This is a genomic window from Petralouisia muris, assembly GCF_004793545.1.
Classification (GTDB): Bacteria; Bacillota; Clostridia; order Lachnospirales; family Lachnospiraceae; genus Petralouisia; species Petralouisia muris.
Genome location: NZ_SRYA01000038.1, coordinates 35983 through 46031 on the forward strand (window position 1 = coordinate 35983; position 10049 = coordinate 46031).

At 42.8% G+C, this 10049-nt stretch carries 12 protein-coding genes; 11 read left to right on the forward strand and 1 reads right to left on the reverse strand.

The genetic code is table 11. From position 1 onward, the window contains the following. Window positions 1-73: 73 nt before the first annotated feature. From nrdD to E5329_RS17430, 7 genes are all read left to right on the forward strand, one after another. Window positions 74-2203, forward strand: a complete 2130-nt coding sequence (gene nrdD, locus E5329_RS17400; RefSeq protein WP_135990713.1) for an anaerobic ribonucleoside-triphosphate reductase — start codon at window positions 74-76, stop codon at window positions 2201-2203. 9 nt (window positions 2204-2212) lie between these two features. Next, window positions 2213-2704, forward strand: a complete 492-nt coding sequence (gene nrdG / locus E5329_RS17405; RefSeq protein WP_135990714.1) for an anaerobic ribonucleoside-triphosphate reductase activating protein — start codon at window positions 2213-2215, stop codon at window positions 2702-2704. Window positions 2705-2881: 177 nt separating this feature from the next. Continuing rightward, window positions 2882-3625, forward strand: a complete 744-nt coding sequence (locus E5329_RS17410) for a TrmB family transcriptional regulator (protein WP_135990715.1) — start codon at window positions 2882-2884, stop codon at window positions 3623-3625. Window positions 3626-3645: 20 nt separating this feature from the next. Then, on the forward strand, window positions 3646-4920 hold the full coding sequence (locus tag E5329_RS17415; RefSeq protein ID WP_135990716.1) for a diaminopimelate decarboxylase: 1275 nt from the start codon (window positions 3646-3648) through the stop codon (window positions 4918-4920). Window positions 4921-4936: 16 nt separating this feature from the next. After that, window positions 4937-5260: a hypothetical protein gene (locus tag E5329_RS17420; protein WP_135990717.1), complete on the forward strand. Its 324-nt coding sequence runs from the start codon at window positions 4937-4939 to the stop codon at window positions 5258-5260. 62 nt (window positions 5261-5322) lie between these two features. Beyond that, on the forward strand, window positions 5323-5514 hold the full coding sequence (locus E5329_RS17425; protein ID WP_135990718.1) for a hypothetical protein: 192 nt from the start codon (window positions 5323-5325) through the stop codon (window positions 5512-5514). A 101-nt stretch (window positions 5515-5615) separates the two neighbouring features. Further along, window positions 5616-6572: an L-lactate dehydrogenase gene (locus E5329_RS17430; RefSeq protein WP_135990719.1), complete on the forward strand. Its 957-nt coding sequence runs from the start codon at window positions 5616-5618 to the stop codon at window positions 6570-6572. An 81-nt stretch (window positions 6573-6653) separates the two neighbouring features. Here E5329_RS17430 and E5329_RS17435 read toward each other — a convergent pair whose 3' ends face one another. Continuing rightward, on the reverse strand, window positions 6654-7133 hold the full coding sequence (locus E5329_RS17435) for a pyridoxamine 5'-phosphate oxidase family protein (protein ID WP_135990720.1): 480 nt from the start codon (window positions 7131-7133) through the stop codon (window positions 6654-6656). Window positions 7134-7407: 274 nt separating this feature from the next. Here E5329_RS17435 and E5329_RS17440 point away from each other — a divergent pair, with 274 nt between their 5' ends. The 4 genes from E5329_RS17440 to E5329_RS17455 all read left to right on the forward strand — a co-directional run bounded on the left by E5329_RS17440 (window position 7408) and on the right by E5329_RS17455 (window position 9885). Beyond that, on the forward strand, window positions 7408-7668 hold the full coding sequence (locus E5329_RS17440; RefSeq protein ID WP_135990721.1) for a hypothetical protein: 261 nt from the start codon (window positions 7408-7410) through the stop codon (window positions 7666-7668). Between the two features lie 41 nt (window positions 7669-7709). Continuing rightward, on the forward strand, window positions 7710-8465 hold the full coding sequence (locus E5329_RS17445; RefSeq protein ID WP_135990722.1) for an exodeoxyribonuclease III: 756 nt from the start codon (window positions 7710-7712) through the stop codon (window positions 8463-8465). A 100-nt stretch (window positions 8466-8565) separates the two neighbouring features. Next, a complete protein-coding gene (locus tag E5329_RS17450; RefSeq protein ID WP_135990723.1) occupies window positions 8566-8823 on the forward strand; it encodes a hypothetical protein in 258 nt (85 codons plus the stop codon). Window positions 8824-8850: 27 nt separating this feature from the next. Further along, complete coding sequence (locus tag E5329_RS17455; protein WP_135990724.1) at window positions 8851-9885, forward strand: nucleoid-associated protein; 1035 nt, start codon at window positions 8851-8853, stop codon at window positions 9883-9885. The last annotated feature ends 164 nt before the right edge of the window (window positions 9886-10049 follow it).

The window sequence follows — 10049 nt, forward strand, 5'->3', positions numbered from 1 at the left end:
AATAGGGGGGATAATTCAGAAAAATTCACTAGATATACCTATATATTAGAAGAATAAATCAGGAGGGAACAGCATGGTGAAAACCTTTAAAGTAGTAAAAAAGGATGGGACAAAAGAAGACTTTAATGTGCAGAAAGTGGTGGTTGCGGTAAACAAGTCCGCTTACCGGGCTTTGATTACATTTACGGAGGAGGAATTAAAGTTTATCTGCCAGTTTGTTGAGGAAAAAGTGGAATCCATGGGGATAGAAGAAGTGAAGATTGCTCAGATGCACAACATTGTGGAAGGAGCATTGGAAAAAGTAAATCCAGTGGTGGCAAAAAGCTATCGGGATTACCGGAATTATAAACAGGATTTTGTGCAGATGCTGGATGAAGTTTACAAAAAGAGCCAGTCTATTATGTACATTGGTGACAAAGAAAATTCCAATACGGACAGCGCTCTTGTTTCCACCAAGCGAAGTCTGATATTTAACCAGTTAAATAAAGAGTTGTATCAGAAATTTTTTATGACAACAGAAGAAATCCAGGCTTGCCGGGACGGTTATATTTATGTCCATGATATGTCTGCCAGGCGTGATACCATGAACTGCTGTCTGTTTGATGTGGAAAATGTGCTGCGGGGCGGATTCGAAATGGGAAACCTCTGGTACAATGAGCCAAAGACACTGGATGTGGCATTTGATGTAATAGGGGATATTGTATTAAGTGCAGCAAGCCAGCAATATGGCGGGTTTACTGTGCCGAGTGTGGAAAAAATTCTGGAGCCTTATGCAGAAAAATCCTATGTCAAATATAAGAACCATTACTGCAGTCTGGGACTCAGTGAGGAACGTGCAGAGGAAGAGACCATGAAGGAGATAGCAAGGGATCTGGAGCAGGGAGTCCAGGGCTGGGAATATAAATTTAATTCCGTATCCTCCAGCAGGGGAGATTATCCGTTTATTACTATGACGTTTGGCACAGGCACAGGGAAATTTGCGAAAATGGCTTCAATTGCCATGCTGAATGTGAGAAAAAAAGGCCAGGGAAAAGAAGGCTGCAAAAAGCCGGTGCTGTTTCCTAAGCTGGTTTTTCTGTATGATGAGAATCTCCATGGCCCAGGAAAAGAACTGGAGGATGTATTTGAGGCGGGCATTGAGTGCTCCAGGAAAACCATGTATCCTGACTGGTTAAGCCTTACAGGAAAAGGTTATATCTCCAGTATGTACAAGCAGTATGGAGAGATTATCAGTCCCATGGGATGCAGAGCCTTTTTGTCTCCCTGGTATGTGAAAGGCGGAATGAATCCTGCGGACGAAACAGATCATCCGGTATTTGTAGGAAGGTTTAATATTGGGGTTGTCAGTCTTCATCTGCCGATGATTTTAGCCAAATCCAGGCAGGAAAGCAGGAACTTTTATGAGGTATTGGACTATTATCTGGAGTTAATCCGCCAGCTTCACATCCGTACCTACGCATATCTGGGAGAAATGCGGGCAAGCACCAATCCGCTGGCCTATTGTGAAGGCGGGTTTTACGGCGGCCATCTGGGGATTCATGATAAAATCAAACCATTATTGAAGACGGCAACGGCCTCTTTTGGAATTACGGCTTTTAATGAATTGCAGCAGCTATACAATGGAAAATCCCTGGTGGAGGACGGACAGTTTGCCATTGAGGTGCTAGAGCATATTAATGAAAAAATTACGGAATTTAAAAAGGCTGACGGAAATCTTTATGCTATTTATGCAACGCCGGCAGAAAATCTCTGCGGACTGCAGGTAAAACAGTTTCGGAAGAAATATGGCATTGTGGAAAATGTGTCTGACAGAGAGTATGTGAGCAATGGGTTCCACTGCCATGTGACAGAGGATATTACTCCGATCCAGAAACAGGATTTGGAATACCGTTTCTGGGAACTGAGCAACGGAGGAAAGATTCAGTATGTGAAGTATCCGATTGATTATAATACAGAAGCAGTGAAAACATTGGTAAGGCGGGCCATGGATATGGGATTTTATGAAGGGGTGAATTTATCCCTTGCCTATTGTGACGATTGCGGTCATCAGGAATTGGAGATGGATGTATGTCCCAAATGCGGCAGCCATAATCTGACGAAGATTGAACGGATGAACGGATATTTGTCTTATTCCAGAGTAAAAGGCGATACCAGGCTGAATGATGCGAAAATGGCAGAGATTAAAGAACGCATAAGTATGTAAGGAGATATTATGAGATACCACAATATAACAAAAGACGATATGCTTAACGGTGACGGGCTTCGTGTAGTCTTATGGGTGTCCGGCTGTTCTCATTGCTGTAAAGAATGTCAGAATCCCATTACCTGGGATCCCAATGGCGGACTTCTTTTTGATGATGGTGCAAAACAGGAAATTTTTGAAGAGCTTGCCAGAGATTATGTGTCAGGAATTACATTCAGCGGCGGAGATCCTCTGTATTTCGGCAACCGTATAGATGTGCTGAAATTTGCCAAAGAAGTGAAAGAAAGATTTCCGGGGAAAACCATTTGGATGTATACCGGATTTATATGGGAGACGATTTCTTCGTTGGAAATTATGGATTATGTGGATGTGTTGGTGGATGGGGAATTCTTGGCGGAACAGAAAAATACAAAGTTATATTGGCGGGGGAGTGAAAATCAGCGTGTCATAAATGTACCTGCCAGCAGAACAGAGGGAAAAGTTATTCTGCATTGTGAATAAATATGAGCGTCGGATGGAAATATCGGAATATGCAATATTTCTGTCCGGCGTTATTTGTGCCAATAAGTTGGATATGCTAAAAAATCCCTTGACTTTTCTCAGTGAAACCAGTATAGTATTCCTGAACAATACTACTACAAGCGAAGTGTCAGGATTGTAAGAGAAAGGGCAAGTAAAATGGAAGAGAGAAATCTGGTGGAGCATTTGGTTGCTTTTGGGCTGACTGGGCAGGAAGCGCAGGTTTATCTGGAATTGTTTCGTTCTGGAACAAGCAATGGATATGAAATTGCAAAATGTATCGGAATATCACGTTCGAATGTTTATAAAGCATTGGAAGGATTGACAGATAAAGGCGGCGCCTATGTGACAGAGGGAAATTCCAGAAAATATACCCCGGTGGATATCGAAGAATTCTGCCAGAATAAAATTCGCAGCCTGGATGTGCGCAAGGAGCTTTTGATTGCTCACCTTCCTGGAGAGAAGGAGGAAAATGAAGGATATTTTACGATTAGTTCGGATGAGAATATTGCGGATAAAATAAAAAATATGCTGAATAAAGCCAAAAAGCGTGTTTATTTATCCATGTCTGACAGGTTTTTAGAGGAATTTCAGGAAGAACTGGAGCGGCTGGCAATGCGGAGAATGAAAACGGTGATTCTGACTTCTTTTGTAAAAGACGAGAAGGAAGCAGCAATGGAGCGTTCTTTGGAAGAAAAAGGAGTAAAAATTTATCGTACCGCTGATAAGAAAAATCAGATTGGTTTGATTGCAGATTCCAGGCAGGTTTTGACGGGAGAGTTCGGAAAGGGAAAGGACAGTACGTGCTTGTATTCCGGGCAGCCTAATTTTGTTCAGGTGTTTAAGGATTCCATGAAGAATGAAATTAAGCTTTTGGAGCTGGAGCAAAAAGAAGGAAAATAGAAAAGGAAGGAAATAGTAAGATGAAAAAGGAACCATTTGTAACAGAAGAACAGTTGAAAGAGATTGTACAGAAATACCCCACTCCCTTTCATTTGTATGATGAAAAGGGGATACGCGCCAATGCAAAGGCTTTAAAAGAGGCATTTTCCTGGAATCAAGGATTTAAGGAATATTTTGCAGTGAAAGCAACGCCGAACCCATTTTTAATCAATATTTTAAAGGAATATGGCTGCGGTTGTGACTGTTCCTCCATGACAGAGCTGATGCTGGCGGATGCTTTGCATTTTAGTGGAAAGGATATTATGTTTTCTTCCAATGCAACGCCGGCTTCAGAATTCAAATTTGCAGATGAGATCGGAGCAATCATCAATTTAGATGATTTTACCCATATTGATTTTCTGGAAAAAACCATTGGGCATATTCCGGAAACGATAAGCTGCCGTTACAATCCGGGCGGAGTGTTCAAAATCAGCAATAGTATTATGGACAACCCAGGGGATGCAAAATACGGGTTTACCACGGAGCAGTTGTTTGAAGGCTTTAGAGTACTAAAGGAAAAGGGTGCGAAGCATTTTGGAATCCATGCATTTCTGGCAAGCAATACAGTGACAAATGAATACTACCCAACTCTGGCAAAGACCTTATTTAAGGTGGCGGTTCAGTTAAAAGAAGAGACAGGAGCGGATATTCGGTTTATTAATTTGTCTGGTGGAATCGGTATTCCCTATCGTCCGGATCAGGAGCCCAATGATATTTATGTCATCGGTGAGGGGGTAAGGAAGGTTTACGAAGAAGTTCTTGTACCGGCAGGAATGGGAGATGTGGCCATTTATACAGAACTGGGGCGTTTTATGATGGGGCCTTATGGATGTCTTGTGACAACTGCCATCCATGAGAAGCATACCCACAAAGAGTACATAGGCTGTGACGCCTGTGCTGTGAATCTGATGCGGCCGGCTATGTATGGGGCATATCACCATATCACGGTAGTGGGCAAAGACAATCATGTGTGCGATCATAAATATGATATTACAGGTTCCCTTTGTGAGAATAATGATAAGTTTGCCATAGACCGCATGCTTCCGAAGATTGATATGGGGGATTTGCTGGTAATTCATGATACCGGCGCTCACGGATTTTCCATGGGATACAATTATAACGGCAAATTAAAGTCAGCAGAAATTTTATTAAAAGAGGACGGAAGTATACAGTTAATCCGGCGGGCGGAAACGCCGAAGGACTATTTTGCCACATTTGATTGTTTTGACATTTTAAAAGATATGAAGCAGAGATAGAATTAAGAGGAATTTCATGATAGAACGCAAGGATGTATTGTCAATTCCTTATCTGAAAAAGGCGGTGTTTACCGGAAGCTATGAAGGACTTCGCTTCCGGTTTGCCGTTACAAAGAAAGAGCTTCCCGTAGGGGATAAGGAAGAAAAAGGTAAAGGAGTTCAGATGTTGGAAATAACAGCATGGGAAGCTCCTTACGGGTTCGACGCCACGCCGGAGGAGAAGAAGCAGAGGATAGAAACAGAGTTTTCGGAAGAAGGAATACAACAGGGGATTGACTGGCTTAATGAATTGTGGGAAAAGGAGCCAAAACGCTGGCTGGCGGCAAAGACAAACTGGTAGAGAGCCGGCATGGAACTTGGACAGTTTTTAAGGGGAAAAACGGGGTTTGTGAGGAGACATAAATGAGTATAGATTTATATGATCGAGATACGAAACCTTTTACGATTGAGCAGTTTTCTTATGACTTATACGATTTCATGACAAGTCGTAAAATGGGACGTATATCCATCACGAAGATGAAAAAGAATTTTATACTAGAATTAGAAAAAGTGCGTTGGAAACGGGCCTCCTCAAGGATATTAGAGCGTGTTTGAAAAATTGAAAAGCAGGAAAGAATAGCAGCCGCTCATAAAGGGTATACTATGAAAACGTTTCATAGTATGGAAACAGTCCCCGAAAAGGAGCGAGAGCAAAAATGGAGAAACAAATCAACGCAAAAAAAGCGGCTGTGATCGGCTGCGGATTCGTAGGCTCTGCTATAGCCTTTACCCTGATGCAGAGCAGGCTTTTTACGGAACTTGTGCTTCTGGACGCCAATTTTGACAAGGCAGACGGGGAGGCCAAGGATATTGCCCATGGAATTCCTTTTTCCGGGCAGATGAAAATTTACGCCGGAACTTATGATGATGTTGCAGACGCCGCCATTATCATTGTGACGGCGGGAGCAAACCAGAAGCCGGAGGAAACCAGGCTTGATCTGGTAAATAAAAATGTGGCCGTCTATAAAAGCATTATACCGGAAATTGCACAACGGGAATTTCAGGGAATTCTTCTGGTGGTATCCAATCCGGTGGATATTTTGACGTATGCAGCGGTAAAAATCGGAGGATTTCCGGAACAGAGAGTGCTGGGATCCGGAACGGTTCTTGATACTGCAAGGCTGAAATGCGTCCTCAGCGAGCATTTGCGGGTGGACAGCCGAAGTGTTCATGCCTTTATTATTGGCGAGCATGGAGACAGTGAAATTGCCGCCTGGAGCAGCGCAAATGTGTCTGGCGTTCCAGTGGATGATTTCTGTGAAATGCGGGGCCATTTTAACCACGAAGAGGCAATGGATGAAATTGCTGAAAAGGTAAAAGACAGCGCCTATGAAATTATTTCCAAAAAGCGGGCCACTTATTACGGAATTGCCATGGCCGTGAAACGGATCTGTGAATGTATTGTAAGGGATGAGAAATCCATCCTGCCCATATCCTCGATCCAGCATGGGAATTATGGAATGGAAGGCATCGCCCTCAGTATGCCGGCAGTGGTGGGCATGAACGGCGTAGAAGCCCATGTGCCTGTTTCTTTGGATGAGGAAGAAATGGAACTGCTGAAACATTCGGCGGATACCCTTAAGGAAGTGATTGGAAGCTTGGATTTGCCTTAGGGGACAGTTCCTTAGAATGCATTTGACAAATCTTTTCCGTTGTGGGCTGATCGGAGACGGGCTTTATTTTATGGCGGTGTTTCATCTATGGCGTTTACCGGTAAAATCATTTGACGCGATTTGCCATACACAGACGTTTTCCAGCATTTGCTCTGGAAATTCGAATGTTTCTTCCGTGTTGGCAGCGCATTGAAGGATTCGATTCAGGGCGTGTTCCTTCTGAGATGATTCGGTGAGAAAGGTGACCTGTCCACAGCCCATTACACTGTCATAATTCCAGCTAAAGCTGCAGGGATTGCCAGGGGTTCCCGGAACCAGTCCATGGCTGCAGTCCATCTGAAAATATATGTTGGGGTTTCTTTTTAAAATATCTGTTTTTCGGCCTTCCATGGCGCTGTGAAGATATAAAACCAACGTGTCTCCTGTGCGGTCAAAGCCGAAATTAAGGGCAACGGCATAAGGCTTACCATCATCCACCATGGCGATGTGTACGGTCTTGCATTGCTTGATTACAGAGAAAATTTCGTCAGTGTTTTTGATTTCCCGGTCTTTTCGTCTCATGCTTTGGTTCCTTTCTGATTGGTAAAATGTGTGATTTCCATAAGGATACCATAAAAATAAATGATAATCCAGACAGAAATGTTGTTTTTGTTCAGGCTGGAAGTCTGTTCATATTCAGACAGCGTCAATTGCCGTTTATTCGCCTTACAATTGCTGAATCATGATGTGTGATTTATCAGCGGGAATGCCAGGCGGCATTTCCGTATTTTGTTGGATCTTAGGAGCATAGCTGTATGGCTGTGCTTTTACTTTTTCAGCTCATAGGAAAAACGTTTTGGAAATCCTCAAGGAAGCAGACGAAGAAAGCTTTATCATTATGGATGAACTGGGCTCCGGCACAGACCCGGCAAGAAACGCTGCAGCCTATGGGAAAAGGCCGTTCATGAATACACAAAGGGAAATGAGAACACCGGTGAAAAGCCAGGACAAAAAAGTGATTTTTCACAATCATTTTCTCAAGAAACGATCCGGCAGAGGAAACGTAACGGTCAGATTTACAGGCCGTTTTTGCAAAATCCTGGGATACATGATATAATCAAAATATATTATAATCATCAGAGAAGGAGCATTTCGTTTATGAAGTTTATCTCATGGAATGTAAACGGCCTGCGGGCCTGTGTTCAGAAAGGATTTCTGGACTTTTTCAGGGAAGCCGATGCAGATTTTTTCTGCATTCAGGAAACAAAGCTGCAGGAGGGGCAGATTTCCCTGGATTTGCCGAAAGAATATGAAAGTTATTGGAATTATGCGCAGAAGAAAGGCTATTCCGGCACGGCGATTTTCACAAAACATAAGCCGTTGTCAGCAGCTTACGGAATAGGCGCAGAGGAACACGATTCCGAAGGCCGTGTCATTACGCTGGAATATGAGGACTTTTACCTTGTAACCTGTTATACCCCCAATTCCCAGAATGAATTGGCCAGGCTTTCCTACCGCATGGAATGGGAAGAGGCAATGATTCAATATCTGGATGGGCTGAAAAAGAAGAAATCTGTTATTTTCTGCGGGGATTTGAATGTGGCTCATCAGGAGATTGATTTGAAGAATCCTAAAACCAATCGGAAAAACGCCGGATTTACCGATGAGGAAAGGGAGAAGTTTTCGAACCTTTTGAGCCATGGCTATATAGATACCTTCAGGCATTTTTATCCTGATTTGGAACAGACATATTCCTGGTGGTCTTACCGGTTTAAAGCCAGAGAGAAAAATGCCGGGTGGCGAATTGACTATTTTGTAGCGTCGGAGGATTTAAAGGACAGACTGAAAGATGCGAAAATCCATACGCAGATACTTGGTTCTGATCATTGTCCGGTGGAATTGGAGATAGAGTAAGGAAAAAATGGGCGAAGAAAAGAAAAAGATATTCAATGGCGTCCTGCCTTTGTGTCCGCTATAAACCTGGAATTGTCAGAAAACCGTAAGGATCTTGTATTTGAAAGAGAATAGAAAATGGGTGGAGCAGCAGAAAGGAGAGGATGATATGGGTCCGGTTTTGATGGAAATTATGGAACCAGAATTGAGGGAGGACGAGAAAAGAGGAAAAGAGAAAGGGATTCAGGAAGGGATTCGAAAGGGAATTTACGGAACCGTAAATGTATTGCGCAATCGTGGGATGAGCAGAGACAAAATAATAGAAGCTGTTATGGAACAGTATGGTTTGTCAGAAAAGGAAACCGTTAAATTTTTGTAACCAATGAGCATCCAGAAAGGAATAGAAATGGAAAAAGGAGAAATCAGGCTTCGGAAGGTCATCGTGCATATTTTAGATTCCACAGTGGGAACGCCGGTACTTTCGGATGCGCTGCTGGATTACGGTTCCGATTTTGGAGATTTTTTGCGAGAGCATATTTACAGGATCGAAACGACAGATGAGAAGAAAACCTGTGAATTCCATAAAGAGGAATCGGAGGTATATCAACAGATAGCTGCCTTTGCAGAAGCAGGGCTGGAGGAGGGAAAATTTATAGAAACCAGCCAGAAAATGGCAGCCCGTCTGTACGAAATCATGAATCAGAATATTGAGATTCCTCAGGCGGATTTTGTGGTGGTTTTGTTTGAAGCAGATGCAGGAAAATATCTTGCGCTGCTGAAAATGGATTACAGGACTTCTTATACTCACCAGACTCAGTCCGACGCATTTGGAAACGCCAATGAAATTATTAAGTTTCGGGCAATTCTTCCCACAGAAACCCAGAAACTGTCGGAGGCTGCTCTTATCAGCCTGTCAGATTTTACCGTTTTTCTGACGGAGAAAAAATATGAGGTTAACGGCACAAAGACAAATTATTTTTCAAAATTATTTTTAAACTGCAGCGGAGCGCTGTCCCCGAAATCCCAGCTTTCCATTGTCACCCGGGCCATCGACACAGTACAGAAGAAGTATTTCAACGACGGGGAGCAGTTTGAGGCGCAGATGGAAACTAAGCAGATCATTCATGATCAGCTGGCGGAAACAGGAGCAGTGGACGTGCCTTTTGTGCTGGATCAGGTTTTTAAGGAGAAGGAAGAATACAAGGAAGAAGTTCAGGAAAAGCTGGAGAAATACAAAATGGGAGCAGATCTTCGAATTGAACCTCAGGCAGAAAGCACAACCAGAAAGTTTGGGAAGCAGCACCTGACTACAGACACCGGAGTGGAAATTAAGATTCCCATGGAGCAGTATCAGGATGGGGAGCGTATTGAATTTATTACCAATCCGGATGGAAGCATTTCAATTTTGATTAAAAATGTGGGTCATATTACTTCTAAATAAATGGAGCAGGAAATGAAAAAAGTTGCCATTGAGAAATCTAAACAGGATTTAGAAATTATCAAATATTACTAAGAAGGAGAGAGCGGAATTTGCCACCGCTCTTTTTTTACTTTATAGGAAATTGCGATTTTTGAGGAGAGAAAAAGAACAAGAGTTTACCGAAC

What these genes read in the sequence shown, in the direction of transcription:
- nrdD (WP_135990713.1), top strand. Translation starts at nt 74, where the DNA reads ATGGTGAAAACCTTTAAAGTAGTAAAAAAGGATGGGACAAAAGAAGAC.
- nrdG (WP_135990714.1), top strand. Translation starts at nt 2,213, where the DNA reads ATGAGATACCACAATATAACAAAAGACGATATGCTTAACGGTGACGGG.
- E5329_RS17410 (WP_135990715.1), top strand. Translation starts at nt 2,882, where the DNA reads ATGGAAGAGAGAAATCTGGTGGAGCATTTGGTTGCTTTTGGGCTGACT.
- E5329_RS17415 (WP_135990716.1), top strand. Translation starts at nt 3,646, where the DNA reads ATGAAAAAGGAACCATTTGTAACAGAAGAACAGTTGAAAGAGATTGTA.
- E5329_RS17420 (WP_135990717.1), top strand. Translation starts at nt 4,937, where the DNA reads ATGATAGAACGCAAGGATGTATTGTCAATTCCTTATCTGAAAAAGGCG.
- E5329_RS17425 (WP_135990718.1), top strand. Translation starts at nt 5,323, where the DNA reads ATGAGTATAGATTTATATGATCGAGATACGAAACCTTTTACGATTGAG.
- E5329_RS17430 (WP_135990719.1), top strand. Translation starts at nt 5,616, where the DNA reads ATGGAGAAACAAATCAACGCAAAAAAAGCGGCTGTGATCGGCTGCGGA.
- E5329_RS17435 (WP_135990720.1), bottom strand. Translation starts at nt 7,133, where the DNA reads ATGAGACGAAAAGACCGGGAAATCAAAAACACTGACGAAATTTTCTCT.
- E5329_RS17445 (WP_135990722.1), top strand. Translation starts at nt 7,710, where the DNA reads ATGAAGTTTATCTCATGGAATGTAAACGGCCTGCGGGCCTGTGTTCAG.
- E5329_RS17455 (WP_135990724.1), top strand. Translation starts at nt 8,851, where the DNA reads ATGGAAAAAGGAGAAATCAGGCTTCGGAAGGTCATCGTGCATATTTTA.